Origin of the sequence: Actinocorallia longicatena (assembly GCF_039534125.1) — a bacterium.
Classification (GTDB): Bacteria; Actinomycetota; Actinomycetes; order Streptosporangiales; family Streptosporangiaceae; genus Actinocorallia; species Actinocorallia longicatena.
Genome location: NZ_BAAAUV010000038.1, coordinates 1 through 23,847, shown reverse-complemented (window position 1 = coordinate 23,847; position 23,847 = coordinate 1). Strand labels below are relative to the sequence as shown.

At 72.5% G+C, this 23,847-nt stretch carries 20 protein-coding genes, 1 tRNA gene and 1 pseudogene; 13 read left to right on the top strand and 9 right to left on the bottom strand.

Going from position 1 to position 23,847, the window contains the following annotated elements; translation table 11 throughout:
* Positions 1-39: 39 nt before the first annotated feature.
* Together ABD785_RS37655 and ABD785_RS37650 are read right to left on the bottom strand one after the other, a co-directional pair.
* Complete coding sequence (locus ABD785_RS37655) at positions 40-408, bottom strand: hypothetical protein (RefSeq protein ID WP_344838590.1); 369 nt, start codon at positions 406-408, stop codon at positions 40-42.
* Entirely contained in the window at positions 405-3,404 is a 3,000-nt protein-coding gene (locus ABD785_RS37650) for an SseB family protein (protein ID WP_344838588.1), read from the bottom strand. Before ABD785_RS37650 ends, ABD785_RS37655 begins: the two co-directional genes overlap by 4 nt.
* Positions 3,405-3,556: 152 nt before the next feature.
* Here ABD785_RS37650 and ABD785_RS37645 point away from each other — a divergent pair, with 152 nt between their 5' ends.
* A complete protein-coding gene (locus ABD785_RS37645; protein WP_344838584.1) occupies positions 3,557-3,910 on the top strand; it encodes a hypothetical protein in 354 nt (117 codons plus the stop codon).
* Here the strand turns inward: ABD785_RS37645 and ABD785_RS37640 are convergent, their stop codons facing one another.
* Positions 3,911-6,130 (bottom strand): transglycosylase domain-containing protein, encoded by a 2,220-nt coding sequence (locus tag ABD785_RS37640; RefSeq protein WP_344838581.1) that lies wholly within the window; start codon positions 6,128-6,130, stop codon positions 3,911-3,913.
* A gap of 198 nt (positions 6,131-6,328) precedes the next feature.
* A complete protein-coding gene (locus tag ABD785_RS37635) occupies positions 6,329-7,408 on the bottom strand; it encodes an FKBP-type peptidyl-prolyl cis-trans isomerase (protein WP_344838579.1) in 1,080 nt (359 codons plus the stop codon).
* A gap of 251 nt (positions 7,409-7,659) precedes the next feature.
* Between ABD785_RS37635 and ABD785_RS37630 the strand changes: the two genes are divergently transcribed.
* The 3 genes from ABD785_RS37630 (at position 7,660) to ABD785_RS37620 (ending at position 9,762) form a co-directional block, all read left to right on the top strand.
* Positions 7,660-7,733 (top strand) — tRNA-Arg (locus tag ABD785_RS37630).
* Between the two features lie 96 nt (positions 7,734-7,829).
* Positions 7,830-9,263 (top strand): AlkA N-terminal domain-containing protein, encoded by a 1,434-nt coding sequence (locus ABD785_RS37625; RefSeq protein ID WP_344838576.1) that lies wholly within the window; start codon positions 7,830-7,832, stop codon positions 9,261-9,263.
* 10 nt (positions 9,264-9,273) lie between these two features.
* The gene (locus ABD785_RS37620; protein ID WP_344838574.1) at positions 9,274-9,762 is read left to right on the top strand and encodes a methylated-DNA--[protein]-cysteine S-methyltransferase; all 489 of its coding nucleotides are present in this window, start codon (positions 9,274-9,276) and stop codon (positions 9,760-9,762) included.
* On the opposite strand, the gene ABD785_RS37615 is transcribed toward ABD785_RS37620, so the two are convergent.
* Entirely contained in the window at positions 9,763-11,076 is a 1,314-nt protein-coding gene (locus ABD785_RS37615) for an FAD-binding oxidoreductase (RefSeq protein ID WP_344838571.1), read from the bottom strand. It abuts the gene before it with no gap.
* A 32-nt stretch (positions 11,077-11,108) separates the two neighbouring features.
* Here ABD785_RS37615 and ABD785_RS37610 point away from each other — a divergent pair, with 32 nt between their 5' ends.
* The 4 genes and pseudogenes from ABD785_RS37610 to ABD785_RS37595 all read left to right on the top strand — a co-directional run.
* Positions 11,109-12,086, top strand: a complete 978-nt coding sequence (locus tag ABD785_RS37610) for a cobalamin biosynthesis protein (protein ID WP_344838569.1) — start codon at positions 11,109-11,111, stop codon at positions 12,084-12,086.
* Entirely contained in the window at positions 12,070-13,575 is a 1,506-nt protein-coding gene (locus ABD785_RS37605; protein WP_344838567.1) for a cobyric acid synthase, read from the top strand. Before ABD785_RS37610 ends, ABD785_RS37605 begins: the two co-directional genes overlap by 17 nt.
* A 90-nt stretch (positions 13,576-13,665) precedes the next feature.
* Positions 13,666-14,232, top strand: a complete 567-nt coding sequence (locus ABD785_RS37600; RefSeq protein WP_344838565.1) for a DUF1444 domain-containing protein — start codon at positions 13,666-13,668, stop codon at positions 14,230-14,232.
* 116 nt (positions 14,233-14,348) lie between these two features.
* Positions 14,349-15,395 (top strand): annotated as a pseudogene (locus ABD785_RS37595) (AMP-binding protein); the annotation flags it as partial.
* Between the two features lie 465 nt (positions 15,396-15,860).
* Here the strand turns inward: ABD785_RS37595 and ABD785_RS37590 are convergent.
* Both ABD785_RS37590 and ABD785_RS37585 read right to left on the bottom strand, forming a co-directional pair.
* Positions 15,861-16,427, bottom strand: coding sequence for a TetR/AcrR family transcriptional regulator (locus ABD785_RS37590; RefSeq protein ID WP_344838561.1), 567 nt, complete (start codon positions 16,425-16,427; stop codon positions 15,861-15,863).
* Between the two features lie 96 nt (positions 16,428-16,523).
* Entirely contained in the window at positions 16,524-16,721 is a 198-nt protein-coding gene (locus ABD785_RS37585) for a hypothetical protein (protein ID WP_344838558.1), read from the bottom strand.
* A gap of 166 nt (positions 16,722-16,887) precedes the next feature.
* Between ABD785_RS37585 and ABD785_RS37580 the strand changes: the two genes are divergently transcribed.
* On the top strand, positions 16,888-17,562 hold the full coding sequence (locus ABD785_RS37580) for a DUF4328 domain-containing protein (protein WP_344838556.1): 675 nt from the start codon (positions 16,888-16,890) through the stop codon (positions 17,560-17,562).
* 16 nt (positions 17,563-17,578) lie between these two features.
* Here ABD785_RS37580 and ABD785_RS37575 read toward each other — a convergent pair whose 3' ends face one another.
* Together ABD785_RS37575 and ABD785_RS37570 are read right to left on the bottom strand one after the other, a co-directional pair.
* A complete protein-coding gene (locus ABD785_RS37575) occupies positions 17,579-17,848 on the bottom strand; it encodes a DUF6504 family protein (protein ID WP_344838553.1) in 270 nt (89 codons plus the stop codon).
* Between the two features lie 106 nt (positions 17,849-17,954).
* Positions 17,955-19,532, bottom strand: a complete 1,578-nt coding sequence (locus tag ABD785_RS37570; RefSeq protein WP_344838551.1) for an MFS transporter — start codon at positions 19,530-19,532, stop codon at positions 17,955-17,957.
* A 120-nt stretch (positions 19,533-19,652) separates the two neighbouring features.
* On the opposite strand from ABD785_RS37570, the gene ABD785_RS37565 reads away from it, so the two are divergent.
* The 4 genes from ABD785_RS37565 to ABD785_RS37550 all read left to right on the top strand — a co-directional run.
* The gene (locus ABD785_RS37565; protein WP_344838548.1) at positions 19,653-20,285 is read left to right on the top strand and encodes a TetR family transcriptional regulator; all 633 of its coding nucleotides are present in this window, start codon (positions 19,653-19,655) and stop codon (positions 20,283-20,285) included.
* 43 nt (positions 20,286-20,328) lie between these two features.
* Complete coding sequence (locus ABD785_RS37560) at positions 20,329-21,291, top strand: quinone oxidoreductase family protein (RefSeq protein WP_344838546.1); 963 nt, start codon at positions 20,329-20,331, stop codon at positions 21,289-21,291.
* A 45-nt stretch (positions 21,292-21,336) separates the two neighbouring features.
* Positions 21,337-23,001: a serine/threonine-protein kinase gene (locus ABD785_RS37555; RefSeq protein WP_344838544.1), complete on the top strand. Its 1,665-nt coding sequence runs from the start codon at positions 21,337-21,339 to the stop codon at positions 22,999-23,001.
* 5 nt (positions 23,002-23,006) lie between these two features.
* The coding region (locus ABD785_RS37550) for a serine/threonine-protein kinase (protein WP_344838541.1) at positions 23,007-23,847 on the top strand (841 nt) is incomplete at its 3' end.

Genomic DNA, 23,847 nt, shown 5'->3' with positions numbered 1-23,847 from the left:
TCGAATCAACCGGATGCGGTGGTTAAGGTCGGCTGGTCGTCAGATGAACTCCTCGTGGAGATCCTCCACCTCCGCTCGGGGCGCCCAGGTCTGCCACACTCCGTGGTCGATCCGGTCGAGCCCGAGACGCTCCGCGACGGGCCCGCGGCCCCCGGTGTACTCCACGCGCAGCCAGGTCTCGTGCTCGCCGACCACGACGAAGCGCTCCCCGCGCCAGCGGCAGGCCGTCCGCACGTACCGGAGCTGCTCCAGCTCGGCCGGGGGCACGACCCTGCGGTGCCGCCCCTGCCTGATCTCGACGAAGCCGTCGGCGGGCTGGGTGGTGTAGAGCCTGATCTCGCCGTCGGCGTGCGGGCTGGCCTCGTACTCGGCACCGCGCCACATCGCGACGTAGCCGTCCCTGATCACTGGGTGACCTCCTTCTCGGCGGGCGTGCGCGCGGTCGTCGACCACGAGAGCGTGTCGGCGTCGTACACCGCGACGAAGGTCTCGCTCCGGTCCCTGCCGACGAGGTACAGCTCGGCCCCGGACGGCAGCCGGGTGCTGTCGGTCTTGTACTCGCGGATCGTCCCGGCGGAGCCCGGCGCGAACCCGGTGCCCTCGAACGGCGCGTGCTCGACCACCCAGCCCGCGTCGCCCCAGCCCTGCAGCTCCTCCTCGGTGCGGCCGCCGAACGGCACCCGGTAGAGGTCCTCGCAGTAGGCCGGCCAGCGCAGGACGTGCACCGCGGCGTCGTCGGCCGAGAAGGGCGAGTCGGGGTAGAGCAGCCCGAGCGACTCATACAGCTGGACGGGTGTCCGCAGCTCCGCGACGTCGCCCAGCGGATGCACGAACCCGCCGACCCGGTCGTAGCCCTGCTCCAGATACCAGCCGACATGCCCGTGCGGCAGCACCTTCTGCATCAGCGTGAGCTGCGGACCGTCGGTCTCGGCCTCGGCGGTCTCCGGTTCCGGCTCGCGTTCGGGCGCGGCGACCGGCGCCGCGTAGGGCTGGGCGCTCTCGCGCTGCCCCTGCCGCTGCGGCAGCCCGACCCGCTCGGCCCACGCGCTCAGCTCCGCGACCTGCGGCCCGGTGAGGGACGCTCCGATCCGGCTGCCCGGATTCAGGTGCAGCGACCACTCCTCGCGCGGCCAGTTCGCGATGAGGTCGGTGAAGCCGAGCGTGGCGTACCTGACCTCGCCGACCGACTCCAGCAGCCGCACCAGCGAGGTGTAGACCCGGACGTCGGTGCGCTCGGCCAGCGCCGCCGACCAGTCGAAGCCCGGCTGGTCGGGGCCGAGGGCCTCGTCCGCGGCCTCGGGGACGGGCACCAGCACCGAGGAGGTCAGCGCGATCCGCAGGAAGTCGTCGGTGTCACCCGCCCGGACGGCCTCGTCGAGATCCTGGTCGACCCGGTTGCCCGCCTCGAAGTCGCCCGTCGGACGGCCGTCCGTCGCGGCCCTGAGCTGCGGTCCGGGGATCGTCGTCTCGATCGGGGTGCCGGGGTCGAGGACGAGCTTCCAGCCCTCCTCCGGCCAGGCCGCGGCCAGCTCGCGGAAGTCCGGCATGACGAACCGGGACTGCCCGACCGACTCGTGCATCCAGCGCGGCGAGGTGAACGCCAGGATCGCGGCCTCCCCCCGCACGTGCACGGGCCGCCACGGGAAGTCGGCGTCGGCCGGACGCGCCCCCCACGGCGTGTCGGGATCGGCGGGGATCATCACCTGGGCGGCGGCCAGGACCGCGGAGAACCCCTCGGTGTCGCGGCGCTGGACGGCGTCGTGGAGCTTCTGCTCGAGCTCGTTCTGCGGGATGAAGGCCTCGGGGCGGCGGCCGTTGACCTGGTCGGTCCACGCGGCCACCAGGGGGAGCTGCTCGCCGGTCAGGGTCGCGGAGGCGGGGGTGCCCGGGTTGATCGCCAGGGTCCACGCGGTGTCCGGCCAGTGCCGGACGACGAGCGGGAACGGCACCCGCACGTAGTCGACCTGCCCGATGACGTCCTGGAGGCGTTCGGGCGAGGTGAAGGCGGGGACGGCGGGGGTGCCGTCGATCTCGCCCGGCTGCCAGGGGAACCCGGCCCGGCTCGGACGCGCCGTGGGATCGGTCCCCGCGGGCACCGGGAGCAGCAGCTCGGCCGAGGCGAGAGCGCCGACCAGCGCCTCCTCGTCGGCGGCCCTGATCAGATCGGTCTCGACCGGGTTCGCGGGCACGAACCTGGACCGCTCGACCGGCGCGAAGTCCACGAGGGTCTGCTCGGCGAGCGACGGCTCCTCGACCGGCCGGGCCCGCGCGACCTCGACCCCGAGCGACTCCTCGACCGGCGGCGCGACGGGCACCACCGGCTCGACCTCCGCGTACGGCGGCAGGACGGGCGGCTCGGCCTCGCCGTGGCCGGTCCCGGCCGCCTGGACGGGCTGCGTCTCGGCGATCGGGGTTTCTGCGATCGGTGTCTCGGCGGGCCGGGCCTGGACGGGCTGCGTCTCGGCGGGTGGCGCGGGAACCTGTGGCGGCATCGCCCGGACCGGCTGGGTCTCGGCGGCGGGGGCGGCCTGCTCCTGCGCGGCGGCGGGCTCCTCGGCCTGCGGGGCGTCGGGGACGTGGCCCGCGCCCGGCGGCACCGGAGTGCCGAGACCGGTCCCGGGAGCACCGGACGCCGGGGGAGTCCCGGTCCCGGGCTTCTCGGGCGGGAGGATTCCGTCGCTGAGCGCCGGATGGAGGGACGGCGCCGGTTCCTGCTCGGCGAGCGCGGGGTGCGGCGGCACGACGGGGCCGGGCTCCTCCGCGTCCGCGCCGAGGGCGGGATGCGGGGCCGCGGCGGGCGCCTCCGGGACGGGCGGGAAGGGCGTCCCGGGCCCTGAGACGGCCGGAGCCGGGTCCGGAGCCTCCTGGACGGGCGCGGGGCCGCCCAGATCACCGTGAGCGGGTGAGGCGAAGGGCTGGGTCTCCAGCGCGGACGGCGCGGGGACGGCCGTCTCGAGGGGCCGCGGCGCGGGCACCCGGGCCGGCAGCCCGAGCAGGACGGGCCGGGGATCGCCGCCGCCGCGCAGCTGGTGCAGGAACCAGGAGGGCAGCAGCGCCTGGAGGGGGTGGTCGAAGTCGATCGCGAGCCACCAGTTCTCCTCCGGCCAGGCGGCGGCCAGATCGGAGAACTTCAGCCGCAGCGAGTGCCGGTAGGCGGGGCCGAGGCACGCCCGCATGGTGTCCGGCGAGGTGTAGACGAGCACGTGGGTGCGCTGGTCGATCTCGCGGGTGGGCCAGCTCGGCTGCGTGGTGTTGGCCAGGACCTGCTCCGCGGTCTCCGGCGCGAGCGGCACGACCAGCTCGGCCGCGGCGAGCGCGCGGAAGTACCCTTCGGGGTCACCTGCTCTCAGCGCGTCGGTCAACCGTCGCTCGAGATCGGTCACGGGCTGCCATTCCTCGGCCACGTTCAGCACTCCTAGGACGAGCTACGGACCTGTCTACGCTACATGTCGGAAGTGTCAGTTACATGCGTCCATCTGAGGGCGTGAAGCATGGGATCCTTCTGGAAGTTACTTCCCAGGAGGGTCGCATGCACGCGGGTTGGACGGCGCGGGTCTTGATCGTGATTCTGGCGGCGTCGGTGTCCGGATGCGGCGCCATCGCGGGCATGACCGGCAACAAGGCCGAGGTGTGCGACCAGACCAGGGACGCCTTCACCGACTTCGGCAAGCGGCTCGAGACCCTCCCGCCGACCGACAACGCCGCCTGGGGCAAGGCCACCACGGACTTCTCCGCCCAGCTCGACGCCCTCGCCGCCAAGGCCGATGACGGCGACCTCAAGAAGGCCATCACGGCGCTGGCGGCGTCCTGGCGGACCGCCGGGCCCCAGATCGCCGAGAAGGGCGACGTCACCCAGATGACGGCCCTCCTGCGGGAGCAGCCCGGCAAGCTCGGGACCGCCTGCGGCTGATCAGCCGCCGAGCAACCCGTGCCGGGCCGGGGTGGCCCGGAGCGGGGTCTGCTGGCCGCGCGCCGGCTTGTTCTGTTCCTCGTCGACGCCCGGATCCGGCTCCGCTCCGTCACCCGGGTCGGGCTCGGGGTCGGGGTCGGCCGACTGGCTGGGCTTGGGGTCGGTCGAGGGCGGGTCGGTCGGCTTCGTCGGCTCGGTGGGCTCCGTCGACGGGTCGTCGGAGGGCTCCTCCGACGGGCGGTCGCTCGGCTCCTGCGTCGGCCGGGTGTCCTGTTCGTCGTCGTCGCGGTCGTAGCCGTTCGAGGCGTAGGTCGACGGCTCGGGGAAGTCCTTGACCTCGAGGTTCCTGGTGGCCTCGGTCATGTAGTCCCGCCAGATCGCGGCGGGGGCCGCGCCGCCGTAGGCGGAGTAGCCGGGAATGACCAGCGGCTTGAACTGCTTCTTCGTCGACCCGTGGAAGATCATCACCGAGGTGGAGATCTGCGGGACGTAGCCGTTGAACCAGACGCTGGCGCCGTCGTCGGTGGTGCCGGTCTTGCCCGCGGCCTCGCGGTCGTCGAGCTGGGCGCCCGCGCCGGTGCCGCTCTCGACGACCTTGCTCATCGCGTAGGTGGCGTCGCCGGCGACCTCGGTGCTGACCGCGCGCACGCCCTTCTCGACGATCTTCTTGGTCTTGCCGCCGGCCGGGGTGACCGCCTTGACGACGTGCGGCTTGTAGTAGGTGCCGCCGTTGGCGAAGGTGGCGTATCCGGCGGCCTGCTGCACCGGGCTGAGCGAGGCGGTGCCGATCGCGAACGAGCACGTCTGGTTGAGCCTGGTGCCCACCTTGTCGGTCTTGGCGGTGAGCTGATCGTCGGGGATGCCGAACTTCTCGGCCATGGCCGTGACCTTGTCGGCCCCGATGTCCTGGTTGAGCCGCGCGAACGCGGTGTTCGACGACTTGGCCGTCGCGCGCACCAGGTTGATCTCGCCGAGCGAGCCCTCGTTGCCGTCGTTGTTGATGCCCGCTTCGCCGGGGTTGCAGCGGAAGGGCTGGTTGCCGCTGACGGTGTCGGTCAGCTTCATGCCCTGGTCGAGCGCCGCGGCGAGCACGTACGGCTTGAAGCCGGAGCCGGCCTGGCGGTAGGAGCTGAAGGAGTTGCTGAGCTGCTTGTCGAGGTAGTTGCGGCCGCCGTAGAAGCCGACGACCTCGCCGTTGGAGGTGTCGACCGAGACGAGACCGACCTCCTGCTCCTTGGCCATGCCGCCGGTGACGCGCTTCACCGCCGCCTGGGCGGCGTCCATCTTGTCCTTCTGGTAGGTCGTGACGACCTTCATCCCGCCGAGCGCGATCTGCTCGTCGCTGTACCCGCGCCTGCGGAGCTCGTTGTTCGCGGCGACGATCATGTAGCCGTTCTGGCCGGCGTAGATGTTCGTGAGGTTCTGCTTCGCGAGCTTGGGGAACTTCATCTTCGCCACGTCGTCGGCGGTGACGTTCCCGGCGGCGACCATGCCGTCCAGGACGTACCTCCAGCGCTGCTCGGCGGCGGCCCTGTTGGCCTTGGTCACGTTCGAGTACACGGTCGGCTGCTGGATCGCGGCGGCGAGGTAGGCGCTCTCGGCGGGGGTCAGGTCCTTGGCGTCCTTGGTGAAGTACGCCTGGGCGGCCGCCTGCACGCCGTAGGAGTCGCGGCCGAAGAAGATGGTGTTGAGGTACTGCTCCATGATCCAGTCCTTGTCCTTGGACTGGCCCACCTTCAGCGAGACCATGACCTCCTTGAGCTTGCGCGTCACGGAGCGTTCCTGGCTGAGGCCGCGGTAGTAGTTCCGGACCATCTGCTGGGTGATCGTGGAGCCGCCCTGCACCTGGCCGCCGGAGACGGTCGACCAGAAGGCGCGGGCGGTGCCGGAGAAGGAGACACCGGGGTCGGAGTAGAAACTGCGGTTCTCGGCCGAGATCACGGCCTGCTGCATCGCCTTGGAGACCTTGGAGATGGGCACGGCGGTGCGGTTGGTGCCGACCTCGGCGATGACGGTCTTCTCGTCGGCGTAGTAGTAGGTGTTCAGCTGCTTGCGCGCGTCGAGCTGGGCGCCGTCCGGCACCGGTGTGAGCACGTAGGCGATGGCGAAGCCGATCACGCCGACCCCGAGCAGTCCGAGGACCGTGTAGGCCGCTCGGCGGAGGATGCGGTTCTTCTTCCCGCCCACCGGTTTGGCCTCCGCCTCTTTATTCTCGCTCAAAGTGCCCCCGTTACCTTTCCGTGACACTTGACCCTACCTGAGGGCCGACGCTCTCCGGCCAGGCTTGGCGGGGCTTTGGAGCGCGCAAGAGTGCACCCTTGAAAGACGTTCGAGAACGCGTGAAAGTTGCCCCGTAAGCCGAAAGCGGCCGACCTCACACTAGAGATCGGCCGCCGGCGGCGGAGCGCCTTGGGTGAATCAGATCGAGTCGAGGACGTCCACGACGAAGACGAGCGTGTCGGTGCCCTTGATCCCGGCCTGGGAGTTGCCTTCCTTGCCGTAACCGAGGTCCGGCGGGATGACGATCATGACGCGCGAGCCGGCCTTGACGCCCACGAGCGCCTCGTCCCAGCCCTTGACGACCTTGCCGGTGCCGATCTCGAAGGCGGTCGGGGCCTTGCGGTCCCAGCTCGAGTCGAACTTCTTGTTGTCGCGCCAGATGTGGCCCTCGTAGTTGCCGATCAGCGCCTGGCCCTTGGCGACCGGCTTGCCGGTGCCCTGGATCAGGGTCTTGACCACGAGTTCCTTGGGCGCGTCGCCCTTGGGGATCTCGAAGCCGGGAGCGGCGTCCGGGGTCTTCGGCGCGGTGATCTTCGGCAGCTTGGCGTCGCCGACGTCGGTCTGCGCGCCGGTCAGCGCCTTCGGGCTGCTGAGGACGTCGAGGACGAAGACGAGGCTGTCCGTGGCCTTGAGGCCGACGTTGGTGGCCTGCTCGCCGAGGTCCTTGGCCGTCATCGTGACCAGAAGCCGCTCGCCGACCTTGACGGTGTTCAGCGCGTTGTCCAGCGGCTTGAGGCCGGTCGAGTCGCCGACCTTGATCCCGGTGATGGGGGAGCCCTGCGAGGAGTCCTTGTAGGTGCCCTGCGGCTCGGACTTCTTGGCGCCGGTCCACTTGTAGGACGCGAACGCCAGGAAGGCGGTGTCGCCCTTCTTCAGGACGTCGCCGGAGCCGGGGATGACGACCTTGGTGGTCGACTTCTTGAACGGCGCGATCTCGGGGAACTTGACCTTGGGGGCGGCGTTGAACGCGCCGGAGACCTTGAAGTCCTTCTCCGGGCGGGTCAGCGCGTACGCGCCGCCGGCGACACCGCCGAGCACGGCGACGACGATCACCGTGATGCCCGTGTTGATGAGCCGCTTCTTGCGCTGGTCGGCCTTGTTGGCCGGGCGCTTGAGCGAGCCCTTGCCCCGGTTGATGCCATGCGGAGTGAAGTCCGTCCGGCTGATGTCCCGTGCGCTCGGCAGCTTCACGCTGGGGGTCTTGTCATTCTCCGACATGGTCCTCATATTTCCGGCTCGACGGCATCATCAGGCAAGGGGATGGACTGACACTCTTCCACCCCACCCCTAAGACGGGAGTGAAATCGTCCCCAAAATACCGGTTGCCCAGCCCTGGGGAAGCCCAGCGGCACCCACCCTCCCATGCGGAGCCCCCGGAGCGGCGCGACCGCTGCGTGTCGGGCATGAACCGGGCGTATTTCCTGCTGTGCGCGGCGCGGGTTGTGCCCTACACTCGGGGCGCGAATGATGCGCCCATAGCTCAGCTGGATAGAGCATCGGACTTCTAATCCGACGGCCGGGGGTTCGAATCCCTCTGGGCGCGCCGCTTTGAGGCCCCTGTGACAGCGTTAACGTCATGGGGGTTCTTCGTGTCCGAAAACCGCTAGTAGCGGGTGGCGGGGTCGCGCAGACTGAAGGCGTGAGAGACGACGAGAGCTGCTACCAGGCCGTGAAGAGCCGCGACGGGCGGTTCGACGGTGCCTTCTTCGTCGGGGTGCGGACGACCGGGATCTACTGCAGGCCGTCCTGCCCGGCGACGACGCCCAAGCGGGAGAACGTCGCGTTCTATCCGAGCGCGGCGGCGGCGCAGGGGGAGGGCTTCCGCGCCTGCAAGCGGTGCCGTCCGGACTCGGCGCCCGGTTCGGCCGACTGGCACTTCCGGGGCGACGTGGTCGCCCGGGCGATGCGGCTGATCGGCGACGGGGTGATCGACAGGGAGGGGGTCGGCGGGCTCGCGGACCGGCTGGGCTACAGCTCCCGGCAGGTGCGGCGGCAGCTCACCGCCGAGGTCGGGGCCGGTCCCGTCGCCCTGGCCAGGGCCCAGCGCGCCCAGAGCGCGCGGGTGCTGCTCCAGACGACGGAGCTGCCGGTCACCGAGATCGCCTTCGCCTCGGGATTCGCGAGCGTCCGCCAGTTCAACGACACGATCAAGGAGATCTACGCGCTGACACCGCGCGAGGTCCGCGGCACGGGGCCCGGGCCTGCCGTGACGGCCGCGGCGGGGGTGCCGCTGCGGCTGCCCTACCGGCGGCCCTACGCGGCCGGGGAGATCTTCGACTTCCTGGGCCGCAGGGCGCTGCCGGGCGTCGAGGAGATCACCGGTGAGCGCGGGGCGCGGATCTACCGGCGGACGCTGCGGCTGCCGCACGGGCCCGGATTCGCGGCCGTCCACGAGGAGCACGGCGACCGGGGCTGGCTGGACTGCGTCCTGCAGCTCTCGGAGCTGCGCGACCTCACGGCCGCGACCCAGCGGATCCGGCGGCTGTTCGACCTGGACGCCGACCCGGCCGCCGTGGCCGCCCACTTCGCGGACGACCCGGTGCTCGGACCGCTCGCCGCGGCCCGTCCGGGGCTGCGCGCGCCCGGCGCGGCCGACCCGCACGAGGCCGCGGTCAAGGCCGTGCTCGGCCAGCAGATCACGGTCGAGGCGGCCCGGCGGCTCGGCGGGACGCTCGTCGAGGCCTACGGCGAGAGGCTGCCGTCCTCGTGCGGCTCCCTCACCACGCTCTTCCCCGCCACCTCCGTGCTGGCCGGGGCGGACCTGGAGGAACTGGGGATGCCGCGCAGCCGCCGCGCGACGATCATCACCCTGGCCGCCGCGCTGGACTCCGGCGCGGTGGTCCTCGACCCCGGCGCCGACCGCGAGAAGGCCGAACGCGACCTGCTCGCCCTGCGCGGCATCGGCCCCTGGACGGCCGGCTACATCCGGATGCGCTCCCTCGGCGACCCCGACGTCCTGCTCTCGGGCGACGTCGCGCTGAACCAGGCGCTCGCCCGCCATCCCGGCGCGCGGCCGGACGGCTGGAGCCCGTGGGGCTCCTATGCCACCCATCATCTGTGGAACTCACTCTGAGGAGCCGATCATGATCTACACCATCCACCCGAGCCCGCTCGGCGACCTCCTGCTGACCGGCGAGCGTTCCGCGGACGGCCTCCTGCTGGCCTCGGTGACGGCCCCCGGCCAGCGCGGCGCCCGTGAGCCCCAGGACTCCTGGACCCGCGACGACGAGGCCTTCGCGTCCGTCACCGCCCAGCTCGACGCCTACTTCGCCGGTGACCTGAAGGAGTTCGACCTGGCCTTCTCCGCCACCGCGGGCACGGCGTTCCAGCGGGAGGTCTGGGCCGCCCTCGACGCGCTGCCCTACGGCGCGACCACCACCTACGGCGAGCTCAACGCCTCCCTCGGCGGCTCGCCCGCCAGGGCCCGCGCGATCGGCGCCGCGATCGGCGCGAACCCGCTGCTGATCGTCCGCCCCTGCCACCGGGTGGTCGGCGCCGACGGCTCCCTGACGGGCTTCGCCGCGGGCCTGCCCGCCAAGGAGCTCCTGCTCACCCTCGAGGGATGCCGGTGATCAGGGGAGCAGCACTCCCGGATTGAACAGGCCGCCGGGATCGAGGGCGTCCTTCACGGCGCGGAGCACGGCGATCTCGGCCGCGGACCGGCTGAGGCGCAGATGCCCGGTCTTGGCCCGGCCGACGCCGTGCTCCGCGCTGATGCTGCCGCCCGCCGCGGCCACCCGCTCCAGGACGGCCTCGGTGACCGCCGCGACGTCGTCGGCGCCGATGAGGTTGACGTGCACGTTGGCCTCGGCGAGATGGCCGAACAGGTAAGGGGTCGCCTTCCCGGCGAGCGCGGGCAGGTCGTCGAGGAAGGCGGGCAGGTCGCCCAGCGGGACGGCCACGTCGAGCTTCAGCGGCACCCCCTGGGTGTTGATCGCCTCGGCGTGGGACTCCCGGTAGGTCCACAGCCGGTGCTGGTCGGCGGCGTCGGCCGCGACGACGACCTCCGGCGGGTCGAGCTCCTCCAGCACCGCGTACAGCTCCTCGGACGGGTCCCGCCGGTCCGCGCACTCGACGATCACGTAGAAGGCGTGGTGGCCGCGCATCGGATGCGGCAGGCCGGTGTGCCCGCAGACCAGGCGCAGCCCGTCGGGGAGCAGGAACTCGGCCATCTCCAGCGAGCCGAGCCCCCGCAGCCGCACCAGGGCGGCGACGGCGTCCGCGGCCGAGGCGAACCCGATCATCGCGGTCGCGCGGTCGTCCAGCAGCGGCACCAGCCGCAGCCGGGCGGCCGTGATGATCCCGAGGATCCCCTCGCTGCCCGCGAAGGGCGGCTCGAAGCCGGCGTTGTCCTTGGGCAGCCCGCCGAGACGCGACCACAGGCTCCCGTCGGCCAGCACCGCCTCCACCCCGACGACGTTCGCCCGCGTCATCCCGTACCGCAGGACCCGTTCGCCGCCCGCGTTGGTGGCGATCATCCCGCCGATCGTCGCGGAGCCGCGCGAGGCCAGGTCCACCCCGAAGTCCAGGCCGGTCCGCCGCGCCTCCCGCTGGAGATCGGACAGGACCACCCCCGCGCCGGTGCTCACCTGGCCCGCCGCGACGTCCACCGGCCCGATCCGGTCGAGCCCGCGCAGCGAGAGGACCACCTCGCCGTCCATGGGGATCCCGCCGCCGCCCAGGCCCGTGTTGCCGCCCTGGCTGACGATCCGCGCGCCCTCCTCGGCGCAGATCCGCACGGCCTCGGCGACCTCGCCGGTGTCCCGGGGACGCACGACCAGCCGGGCCCGCCCCTCCCACCGTCCGGTGTAGTCCCGCGTGTAGGACGCCACCACCGACGGGTCGGACACGACCCTGGTCACCTTCGCCAAGCGTTCCTCGAGCACGCCCCCATCCTCCCCTGCGTTACGGTCGTGCGGTGCGGATCCCCACCTCAAGGACCAGGTCGGCCGGGCTCGCCCTCGGCGCCGCCGCCGACGCGGTCTTCGCCGACCCCCGGCGCTTCCATCCCGTGGCGGGCTTCGGCCGCGCCGCCTCGGCCCTGGAGCGGCGCCTGTACGCCGACGGCCGCGGCAGGGGAGCCCTGTTCACCGGGATCGCGGTGGGCACGGCCGTGGCCACCGGGATCGGGATCGAGCGCCTGTCCCGCCGCCACCCGGTGGCCCACACCCTCGCCACCGCCGCGGCCACCTGGACGGTCCTCGGCGGCACGTCCCTGCTCCGCGAGGCCGCCCGGATGGCCGGCCATCTGGAGTCGGGCGACCTGCGCGAGGCCCGCGCCCGCCTGTCGCACCTGTGCGCCCGTGACCCCGCGGGCCTCGACGCCGCAGGCCTGGCCCGCGCCACGGTCGAGTCCGTCGCGGAGAACACCAGCGACGCCGCCGTCGCCCCGCTGTTCTGGGGCGCGGTCGCCGGGGTGCCGGGACTGCTCGGCTACCGCGCGATCAACACCCTCGACGCGATGGTCGGCTACCGGTCCCCGCGCCACCTGCGGTTCGGCTGGGCGAGCGCCCGCCTCGACGACGCCGTGAACCTCCTGCCCGCCCGGCTGACCGGCCATCTCACCGTCGCGGCCGCCTTCTCCGTGGCCGCCCCCGGCACGCTCGGCTCCACGGCCGCGGCCGCCTACCGGGTGATGCGCCGCGACGCCGCCCGTCATCCCAGCCCCAACGCCGGGCACTGCGAGGCCGCCGCGGCCGGGGCCCTGGGCGTGCGGCTGGGCGGCGCGAACACCTACCACGGGGCCACCGAGCACCGTCCCGCTCTCGGCGACGGTCCCGCGCCGGGCGTCCCCGACCTTCGCCGCGCCGCCCGCCTCAGCGCGACGGTCACGGCGCTGGCGGCGGTGGCCGCCGCGGGGGCCGCGCTGATCGTGCGCGATGCTGTGGGGGAGTGAGGGAGGACATGTGCGGGGTGGGCTGCTCGTAGCCGGGACGACGTCCGACGCGGGGAAGAGCGTGGTCACGGCGGGGATCTGCCGGTGGCTGGCGCGCGAGGGGGTGCGGGTCGCGCCGTTCAAGGCGCAGAACATGTCCCTGAACTCGATGGTGACGGCCGACGGCGCGGAGATCGGCCGGGCGCAGGTCATGCAGGCGCAGGCGGCCGGGATCGAGCCGACCGCGCACATGAACCCGATCCTGCTGAAGCCCGGCAGCGACCGCCGCAGCCAGGTCGTGGTCCGCGGACGCCCGATCGCCGACGTCGACGCCCTGGAGTACCGCGAGCTGAAGGACCGGCTCCGCGAGGTCGCCCTCGACAGCTACCGGGCCCTGCGCGCCGAGTACGACGTCGTGGTCTGCGAAGGCGCGGGCAGCCCCGCCGAGATCAACCTGCGCCGCGGCGACATCGCGAACATGGGCCTGGCCCGCGCCGCCGGGCTGCCGGTGATCGTGGTCGGGGACATCGACAGGGGCGGGGTCTTCGCCGCCCTCTACGGGACGGTCGGCCTGCTCGACGCCGACGACCAGCGGCTCGTCTCCGGATTCGTGATCAACAAGTTCCGGGGGGCGGTCGAGCTGCTGCAACCGGGCCTCGACCAGATCGAGCGCCTCACCGGACGGCCCGTTCTCGGCGTCCTGCCGTGGGCGCCGGGCATCTGGCTCGACGTCGAGGACTCCCTCGGCCTGGACGCCGCCCGTCCCGACACCGGACCGCCCGCGGGGGAGGAGACCCTGCGGATCGGCGTGCTGCGCTTCCCCCGCATCTCCAACTTCACCGACCTCGACGCCCTGAGCTGCGAGCCCGGCGTCTCCGTTCGCTTCGTCACCGCGCCGGGAGAGCTCGCCGACGTCGATCTGGTCGTCCTGCCCGGCTCCCGGGCCACCGTCGACGACCTCGGCTGGCTGCGCGAGCGCGGCTTCGACCGTCTCCTCGCCGAGCGCAGGACACCCGTCCTCGGCATCTGCGGCGGCTACCAGATGCTCGCCCGGACGATCACCGACCAGGTCGAGTCGAAGGCCGGAACGGTCGAGGGCCTCGGGCTGCTGCCGGTGTCGGTGACCTTCGCCCGGGAGAAGACCCTCCGCCGCCCCTCCGGCGCCCACTACGGCCATCCCGTCCACGCCTATGAGATCCATCACGGGCAGGCCCTGGCCGAGGGCGGCGAACCCTTCCTCGACGGCTGCGAGCAGGCCGGCGTCTACGGCACCACCTGGCACGGGGCCTTCGAGAACGACGCCTTCCGCCGGGCCTTCCTGACCGAGATCGCCGCCCGCACGTCCCGGCGGTTCGTCCCGGCGCCCGGCACGGGATTCGCCGCCCTCCGCGAGGCCCAGCTCGACCTGCTCGCCGACCTGGTCACCGCCCATCTGGACCTCGACGCCCTCCGCCGCCTCATCGACGAGGGAGCCCCCGCGGGCCTCCCGCTCCTGCCTCCGGGGGCCTAACCGGGGCGGCGGCCCCCACCAGCCGCTATCGTGAGCGCCCGGAGTGACCCGCCCGAGAGCCGCGGGGCGGATGTGCCTGTGGAGGATGCCGTGACCGAACCGTACGACCTGATCGTCCCGATCCTCGGGGCACGGGTCCCGGTCGAGGTCCGGCTGGACTTCCCGCTGTCCGCCCAGGACGTCCCGATCAGGGAGCCGTTCGCCGGGGATCTGCACCTGTCCTACGGGATCGACCAGACGCCCGGCGACGACGGCAGGCCCAGGTTCGAGCCCGTCACGCCGCGCCGCCTGGCCGAGCTGGGGCTCCGGCAGGACGCCCTGCGCCCCAGGGCGGCGGGCAACCTCCGGGTCCGCCGCCCGGACCTGGCCCTCAACTGGTTCCCCGACGTCCGCGCCGTCACCGTGACGGTCGGCGGCGACCTCGAGGCCGGGCTCCTGCTCGACGAGCCGTTCCTCGACAAGCTCGCCCAGGAGGTCGACGGCGAGCTCGTGGTCGGCGTCCCCGCCCGCGACGTCTTCACCGCGACCGGCTCCGACGACGAGCAGGGACTGGCCAAGCTCCGCTGGGTCGCCGACCGCGTCTGGGCCCGCGGCGACCACCTGCTGATCCGCGAGCTCCTGGTCCGCCGCGACGGAGCCTGGCTCCCGCACCCCTAGACGGACACCGCCCGGTATTTCACTGGGCCGCCATGTTCTCCTCGGTGAACATGATGTGGCGGAACCGTTACCCGTCGTAACCTCCTGGTGACCCCCCGGCACGAGGAGCTCCGTCGATGACGCGGTTGATGCCCGATCCGCAGGATCTCGCCCTGGAACCTCCGGCGAACCTCGCCGTGCTGCTGGCCGAGCGGGCGATCACCTACGGCTGGCGGGAGCGGACCGCCTTCCGGTGGCGGGAGGGGACGCTGACGCACGGCCAGGTCCACGACGCCGTGGGCCGGGCCGCCGCGGTCCTCCACGAGCGGGGCGTGCGGGCCGGGACCCGGGTGCTCATCGTGCTTCCCGACTCGCCGGGCCTGGTCGCGGCCGTTCTGGGCGCCTTCCATCTGGGGGCGCTGGCCGTCACGGTCAGCCCGCACGCCCCGGTGGAGGAGCACGCGCACGTGCTGCGCGACGCCGACCCCTGGCTCGTGGTCTGCGAGCCGGGGCTGGCCGACCGCTTCGGCCCCGTCCTGCTCGCCAGGGATCTGCTCACCGGCACCGGCGCGGGGACGCCCCCGCCCGCCCGGGTCGGCGCGCAGACCCCGGCCTACGTGCAGTACACGTCGGGCACGACGGGGCCGCCCAAGGGGGTGGTGCACCGGCACGGTGATCCGCGGGCCTTCTGCGCGGCGTCCGGGCGGGTGCTGGAGATCGGCCGGGACGACGTGCTGCTCTCGGCGTCCAAGGCCTGCTATCCGTGGGGCTTCGGCATCACGATCGTCTTCGCGCTCCACTTCGGCGCCTCCGCGGTGCTGTGGGAGGACCGCGCCACAGGCCCTGGGCTCGCCGCCCAGCTGCGCCTGCACCGGCCGACCGTGCTGTTCACCACGCCGCCGATGTACGCGGCGCTCACCTCCAGCGGCGGCATGCTCGGCGGCCCCGGCGGATCGTTCGGCGGGTCGCTGCGGGCGGCCTGCACCGCGGGCGAACCGCTGCTCCCCGCGCTGCGCGAGCGGGTCGAGCGGGCCCTCGGCTGCCCGCTCCTGGACGGCCTGGGCACCACCGAGGCCGGTCACACCTTCATCGCCAACACCGTCCGGCGGCGCCGCGCCGACACCCTCGGCGTGGTCCTCGACCCCTACGAGATCTCGATCCGCACCCCCGGCGGACGCGAGGCCGCCACCGGTGAGACCGGCGGCCTCCATGTCCGGGGTCCGTCGATCATGACCGGCTATCTCAACCTGCCCGAGCGCACCGCTCGGGCCCTGGACCGGGACGGCTGGCTGGCCACCGGCGACCTCGTCCACCGCGACGCCGACGGCTTCGTCCACCACCACGGCAGGGCCGAGGACGTCGAGACCGTCGGCGGGCGCCCGGTCACCCCGCTGGCGCTGGAACGCCATCTCGGCGGCCATCCCTCGGTCGCCGAGGTCGCCGTGGTGGGGGACGGCCGCCGGCTGTGCGCCTATGTCGTGCCGCTGGCAGGCCTCGATCCCGGGGCGGGTCTCACCGGCCAGCTCCTGGGCCGGGCCCAGGGCCTGGTGGAGAAGATCGTGCTGGTGCCGGGCCTGCCCCGGGCCCCGAGCGGGAAGATCCGCAGATCGGTGCTCAGGCAGTGCCTGGCCGAGACGCCCCCGGACTTATCACTGGAGCTGCCGCAGCCCGTCGCGGAAGGCGCGGGTGTCGACGTCGCCGAACAGCGTGCGCTGGACCATGAACCCGTGGATCAGCGCGACGAGGGTGCGGACGATGCTGATCGAGGGCACCTCGCGGGTGATCAGCCCGGTGCGCTGGTACAGCTCGACGTACCAGAGCAGGGCCGTGGTGAACTCGGCGTAGGTCTCGTTGACCTGCTCGTCCAGCACGGTCGCGCGCAGCGCCGCGCTCCACACCCGCACCGCCAGCAGCGGGAAGCCCTGCTCGACGTGCGGAAAGGCGTCGGCGGGCTCGGGCATCCTGCCGAACGCGGCGGCGAAGACCCGCGCCACCTCCTCCGCGGCGTCGTCGGCGAAGGCGCTGATCACGTCTTCCATGGTCGGGAAGTAGCGGTTGACGCCGGTGAAGGGCACCTTCGCCTCGGTCGTGACGTCCCGGATGGACGTGCCGTGGTAGCCGTTGCGGATGAAGCAGCGGCGGGCGGCGTCGAGGATGAGCGTGCGCCGGGTGTCGGGCATCGGCTCAGGGAGGTAACCGGTCTGGTTGCGGGGCATGCGGCCCAGGATCGCCCGCACCGGCCGTCCCGGACACGCCCGACACCGGCCCCCGGCGGAGCCATTGGGAAGGTGATCCGCTGCCTTGAATCTTCGTCACGCCGCGATCCTCTCCCGTTCGGGGCCGCCGGTCTCCCTGACCGCTTCGAGCCGCCGTCCGTCGTCCGGCTTCGGGGTGAGCGCGGGCCTGTGATCGCGGGCGTCCTCGACCATGCCCAGCAGCGGGAGCACGAGGCCGCCGCCGACCAGGAAGACCACGAAGACCACCGCGATCGCCACCTGAACAATCATCATGACTCCACCATGCGCTCCGGCGGTGACAGAACGCATCGGGCGCAGGACGGGTTCCGGATCAGACCTGAGGCGTATACCGGCTCCTCCCGGTTCTTAAAGTACTGGTCAGGAATACGTACACTTCGGGGAAATCGTCGAGTGGCCGAGGACCCCGGGGAGGCGCGACATGCCGTGCGGACTGTGCGGGGACATCATCCCCACCGAGGTCACGCGCTGTCCGGCCTGCGGCGCCTGGTCGCGCCGCCGCGACTTCCGCGCCCTGGCCGTCGGGCTGTTCATGCTCCTCGGCTTCAACGCGTTCCTGTCGATGGGCTCGGCCGTCAGCCTGATGCGGATGCTGCCCGGCCTGCGGCACGGGACCAACACCTCCTACGACGCGGCCGCCACCGGCACCACGCTGGGCACCTACAACGACGTCTTCATCATCGCCGGGGCGATGTCCACGCTGACCGGCGCGCTGTTCCTGGCCTGGCTGTGGCGGGCGCACGAGCAGGCCGAGGGGCCGCTGCGCCACCGCCGCGCCTGGACGGTCGGCGCCTGGTTCCTGCCCTTCGGCAACCTGTGGATCCCGCCCCGGCTCATGCACGACGTGTGGACCTCCAGCGGCCGGTACCGGATGGCCGAGCGGCACGCGGTGGGCCTGGTCGTCCTCGCCTGGTGGGGGAGCCTGCTCGGCTCGATCGTGCTGATGGCCCTGTTCCCCGCGGCCGGGACGGGCACCCGCGCCGACGCCCTGCTGGCCGTCCAGATCGGCGTCGCCGCCAACGGCCTGCTCGCCCTGGCCGCCACCCTGTGCATGGCGGTCGTCTTCCAGATCACCCGCCTCCAGCTGCGCTCCTGAAGGCGGGCCGCCGCGCTCAGCTCCAGGAGCGGGAGAGCTGCCAGGTTCCCGACTCGGGGGCCAGGCGCAGCTCGTACACCCCGATCTCGCGGCCCGGGCTCGCCTCGACCTGCCAGAACTCCCGCTCCACCCCGTCGGAGAGCTCGTCGCCGCGCCAGTCGCGGGTCGAGACCCAGTGCCGCATCACCCGCCGCACCACGAACAGCCGGTCGCGCCAGACGAATCTCGCGGGCTGCCCGTCCGGCCCCGGCCACACCTCCACCGGATCCCCGTAGACGCGGTTCACCTGCCTCCCCCTTCCTGTGGAACGTCGAAGACGCCCGTCCGGGGGGAAGAACGAACGGAGGCCCGTTCGAAAACATTATCGAACGAGCCTCCGGTGGAGCAAGCCGCTAGACGTGGACGACGGCGCCCTCGACCTTGCGCCCGGCCTTGACGAACAGGCCGAGACCGGCCGCGACCAGCGACACCACGGCGGCGACGTAGAACGCCAGGTGCATGCCGTCGATGAAGGCGAGGTGGGAGGCCTTGGAGATCAGCTCGGCCACGGCGGGCTCGGTGCCCGGCGGGACCGGGGCGATCCCGGCCGCCACGATCTCCTTCATCTGGTCGACCGCCGCGTCCCCCGGCGCGGGCAGCCCGACCTCGGTGAAGTGGCCGGACAGGCTGGAACCGACCCGGGCGGTCATCAGCGCGCCCAGCACGGCGGTGCCCAGGGCGCCACCGACCTGCATGGCGGAGTTCTGGAGCCCGGAGGCGACGCCCGCCATCGAAACTGGAGCGTTCCCGACGATGATGTCGGTGGCGCCGACGAACACCGGGCTCAGGCCCAGGCCCAGCATGACGAACCAGGGGAGCGTGTCGGTGAACCCGCCGGTCAGGCCGAGCGTGGTCAGCCCGAGGAACGCGCCGGCGGCCAGCAGCGGGCCCGCGATCAGTGGGATCCTCGGCCCGAGCTTGGTGATCATGATGCCCGCGATCGGCGAGCCGACCATCATCGCCAGCATCATCGGCAGCAGCCGCAGGCCGGAGTCGACCGGCGAGAGCCCGTGGACGCTCTGCATGTAGAAGGTGAGGAAGAACAGCGCCCCGAACATGCCGAACGCCACCAGCAGCATCATGATCGTGCCGACCGAGATGCTGACCGAGCGGAACAGCCCCAGCGGCAGCAGCGGCTCGGCCGCCCGGTTCTCCCACCAGACGAACGCGGCGAACAGCGCGACGGCGGCGGCGAACAGGCCGATGGTCCGGGTGTCGCCCCAGCCCCAGCTCGGCGCCTTGATGATCCCGTAGACGACGGCGAACATCGCGCCGGACAGCAGGAGGATGCCGGGCACGTCGAACCCGGACTTCTCGCCCCGCTGGTTGCGCAGGACCTTCAGCCCGATGGCGAAGGCGATGATGCCGACGGGCACGTTGATGTAGAACACCGACTGCCAGCTGTAGTGCTCGACCAGCAGGCCGCCGACGATCGGCCCGGCCGCGGTCGAGGAGGCGATGGCCGCGCCCCAGATGCCCAGCGCCATGTTCAGCTTCTCGGCCGGGAACGCCGAGCGCAGCAGCCCCAGCGCGGTCGGCTGGAGCATCGCGCCGAACACGCCCTGGAGGACGCGCATCGCGATCAGCATGGTGATGCCGCTCGACAGCCCGATCGCCAGCGACGTCACCGCGAACCCCGCGATGCCGGTGAGGAAGATCGTCTTATGGCCGAACCGGTCACCGAGCTTGCCCGCGGTGATCAGGAACACGGCCAGCGCCAGCAGGTAGCCGTTGGTCACCCACTGGAGGTCGGCGAGCGAGGCGTTGAGATCCGCCCCGATCGACGGGTTGGCCACGGCGACGACGGTGCCGTCGAGCGTGACCATGATGACCCCTAGCGCGACCGCGAGCAGCGTCAGCGCGGGACTGCCGCCCGGTTTCGCCTCCTTGGCTTTCCCGGACGCCTGTACGGCGGTCGCCGCCTGCGTCATAGTTGCCCCCATTCGGATACGGATAGTTGAAGCATCATTATGTCAGCGGCTGACACTTGGCATGTTGTGTGATGTGTCACTGCCTGTCGTGGGAGGTATCGTGAGAGGCGGAGGTGGGCGATGACCACGAGCGGCCTGCGTGAGCTGAAGAAGCAGCGCACCCGGCTCGCGCTCATCGACGCGGCCCTGGACCTGTTCCTGCGCCGCGGCTACGAGCAGACGACGATCGACGAGATCGTCGCCGCGGTCGAGGTCTCCCAGCGGACCTTCTTCCGCTACTTCGCCACCAAGGAGGACGTCGTCCTCGGCGTCATGGACGCCTTCGACCAGTCGATGGTCGAGCTGCTGCGCGAGCTCCCCGACTCCCTGCCGCCGACCAGGACCCTGGTCGAGGCCATGCGGGGCGTCCTGGACGTCATCCGCGACGGCGACGCCGTCGAGCACGAGCGGCAGCGCAGGATCCGCGAGGTCATCGAGACCACGCCCACCCTGATCGCCGCCCACCTGGCCCGGCAGAACACCTCGCTGGCCGTCCTGACCGATGAGATCGCCCGCCGGATGGGCGTCGACCCCGAGGCCGACATGCGCCCGGCGCTGCTGGTGGCGATCTTCCAGGGGGCCACGCGGGTCGGGTTCGAGCAGTGCGCCTCGCGGCAGGAGTTCGATCCCTACAAGGTCGTCAGCCGCGTCGAGGAGTCGGTGAGCCTCGCGATGGGGGCGCTCAGGGAAGACTGGGCGACGTCCCGCGGTTGATCAGGGACGTCCCTTCTCTCGGCTTTCACGGAGGTTTCCCGACATGCGCGCGATCGTCGTCACCGAACACGGCGGACCCGAGGTCCTGCACCCGTCCGAGGTGCCCGCTCCCGAGCCCGGCGCCGGTCAGCTCGCCGTCGAGGTGGCGGCCGCGGGCGTCAACTACATCGACACCTACCACCGGACGGGGCGTTACCCGACGAAGCCGCCGTTCACCCCGGGCGTCGAGGTCGCGGGCACCGTCGTGGCGGTCGGCCCCGGCGTCACCGGCTTCGCGGCCGGCGACCTCGTGGCCACGGCCGACGCCGTCGGCGGCTACGCCGAGCGGGCGCTGGTGAACGCCGACCGGGCGATCGCCGTCCCCGCGGGAGCCGACCTGCGCCTGGCGGCCGCGGCGCTGCTCCAGGGCATGACCGCGCACTACCTCACGCACTCCACCCACCCGGTCCTCCCGGGCGAGACCGTGCTCGTCCACGCCGCCGCGGGCGGGATGGGCCTGCTGCTGACCCAGCTCGTGAAGCTGCGCGGCGGCCGGGTCATCGGCACCGTCTCGACGCCGGAGAAGGAGCGGCTCGCCCGCGAGGCCGGCGCCGACGAGGTGCTCGGCTACGACGGCTTTGCCGAGGCCGTGCGCGACCTGACCGGAGGCGAGGGAGTGGCCGCCGTCTACGACGGCGTGGGACGCACCACCTTCGACGGCAGCCTCGCCGCCCTGCGCCGCCGCGGCGTGCTCGCCCTCTACGGAGCGGCCAGCGGCCCGGTCGACCCGGTCGACCCGATGCGCCTCGCGGGCGCGGGCGGCGTCTACCTGACCCGGCCCAGCCTGGCGCACTACACCGTGACGCGCGAGGAACTGGCCGAGCGGGCCGGCGACGTGCTGCGCTGGGTCGCCTCCGGAGAGCTGAAGCTCCACATCGGCAGGACCTACCCGCTGGCCGACGCGCGGACCGCCCACGAGGACCTCGAGGGCCGCCGGACGACGGGTAAGTTGCTCCTGATTCCGTAACTTGCGCCAGAATGGTCGGGATCTTCACTTGAGGAGCCCCCGTTCATGGATGAGAGCATCGGCCCGTACCAGCTGGTCAACAAGATCGGCCGAGGTGGAATGGGCACGGTCTACCTGGCCAAGGATCCCCAGGGCCGTGATGTCGCGGTGAAGGTGATCAACGCCGAGCTCGCCGACGAGCAGTCGTTCCGCGACCGCTTCCGGCGCGAGGTGACCGCGGCTCAGCGCGTCCGGCGGTTCTGCACGGCGAGCGTCCTGGACGCCCAGCTGGAGACGGAACCGCTGTACGTGGTCACCGAGTACGTGGCCGGACCCGACCTCGACGTCCACATCCGCCGGAACGGCCCGATGCACGGGTCGTCGCTGGAGCATCTGGCCGTCGGGGTCGCGACCGCGCTGACCGCGATCCACGGCGCGGGGATCGTGCACCGCGACCTGAAGCCGGCCAACGTGCTGCTCTCCCCGGTCGGCCCCCGGGTCATCGACTTCGGCATCGCCCGCGCCCTCGACACGATGGTCGCCGCGACCCGCAGTGGAGCCTTCGTCGGCACCCCCGCCTACATGGCGCCCGAGGTCATCCAGGGCCAGGAGGCGGGGCCGCCGGCCGACGTCTGGGCGTGGGGCTGCGTCGTCGCCTACGCCGGGACCGGCAACGTGCCGTTCTCCGCGGCGAACGTCCCGGCGATCCTCTACCAGGTCATGCAGGGCGAGCCCAACCTCGAGGGCCTCGACGAGGGGGTCGGCAAGCTCGTCCGGGCCGCCCTGTCCCGCGACCCGGCCGCCCGGCCCACCACCCAGCAGCTCCTGGAGTCGCTGACCGGGCAGACCCGGCCGGACTCCGAGCGCCTGGCGCAGAACGTCTCGGCGAACTGGACCCCGCCCCCGGCCGCACCGCAGCCGCAGTACGCGCCCCGGCAGCCGCAGTACGCACCGCCCCAGCAGCAGGGGTACGGGCCGCCGCAGCCCGCCGCGTTCGCCTCCCCGCCCGTCGCGCCGCCGACCGTGACCGGCTCGCCGCGCCCGCGCCCGGGCATGCCGGGCAACCGGCGCTACCTGCTGGCGGGCGCGATCGTCGCGGGGCTCGCGCTGGTCGCGGGCGCCGGGCTGTTCTTCCTGAGCGGCGACGACGGCCCGCCCAAGGGACGCCTGGTGTACACCACCGACTTCCAGAAGGGCACCGACACCTGGTACGACTTCAGCACCAAGGCCGACACCGGAGGCGTCCGCCGGATGCAGACCGACAGCACCGGCTACTCCGGCGCCTACACCGGCCCCGACGGCTATCTGCCCTACCGCGCGCTGCTGTCGGTGAAGGTCCGCAACATCAAGGGCCCCGCCTACGGTGAGTTCGGGATGTTCTGCTTCGGGCCGAAGTCGGAGACCGACGCCTACCGGTTCGCGGTCCGCAGCGACGGCGAGGGCATCACCCTGCGCAAGACCGTCGGCAAGGAGATCTCCAAGACCATCGCGTCGAAGAAGCAGGCGGCCGGATTCACGAAGAGCGGCGACAACACGCTGTCGATCCTGTGCAGCCGCGAGCCGGGGAAGATCGTGCTGAAGGCGTGGCTGAACGGCTCCCTCGCGCTGGAGCAGTCCGACCGCGAGCAGCCGTTCGTCGGACCCGGCGTCGGCGGGGTGCTCGTCCAGAACTCCAACGACGGCAAGACCTACGCCGAGTTCGACGACTTCGAGATCCGCGACGTCGGGTAGGCGGCATGGACCTGGACGGGCTGATCGAGATCGGCACGCTCGGCTCCGGCGCGCAGGGGAGGGTCGCCCTCGCCCGCGACGCCGAGGGCCGGACGGTGGCCGTCAAGTACTCCTACGGCGAGGTCACGGACGCCTTCCGCGAGGAGGCCCGGATGATGGCCAGGCTGCGGCATCCGAACGTCGTGGAGATCCTCGGCTTCGAGGAGCGGCCGGACGGCGCGGCGATCATCATGGAGGCGGTGCCGGGCGCCCCGCTGTCGGAGCTGCTGGACCGGCACGGCGCGCTGCCGCCGGAGGCCGCGCTGAGCGTGCTCAGGGGATCGCTGCTGGGACTCTGCGCCGCGCACGACATCGGCGTGGTGCACCGCGACTACAAGCCGTCCAACGTGATGGTCACCGCCGAGGGCGAGAGCAAGCTGGTCGACTTCGGGATCGCGGTCTTCGCCGGCGGCGGCGGCCGGTCGGGCACCCCGGCCTACATGGCGCCCGAGCAGTGGGCGGGCGGCGCCGCCTCGCCCGCCACCGACGTGTACGCGGCGACCTGCGTGTTCGTGGAGTGCGTCGCCGGACGGCGGCCGTTCGGCGGCGAGACCCTCGCCGCGCTGGAGGCCGGGCACCGGACCGCGCCCGTCCCCGAGGAGCTGGTCCCGGAGGCGCTGCGCCCGCTGGTGCGGCACGGCATGGCCAAGCGGCCGCAGGAGCGGCCGCGTGACGCGGCGGTCTTCGGCGCCGAGCTGGAGGTCGTCGCCGCGCGGGAGTACGGGCCGGACTGGGCGGCGCGCGGCGCGGGAGCGCTGGCCGGAACCGCGGCGGGCCTGGTCGCGGTACTGCCGTGGCTGGCGGGCG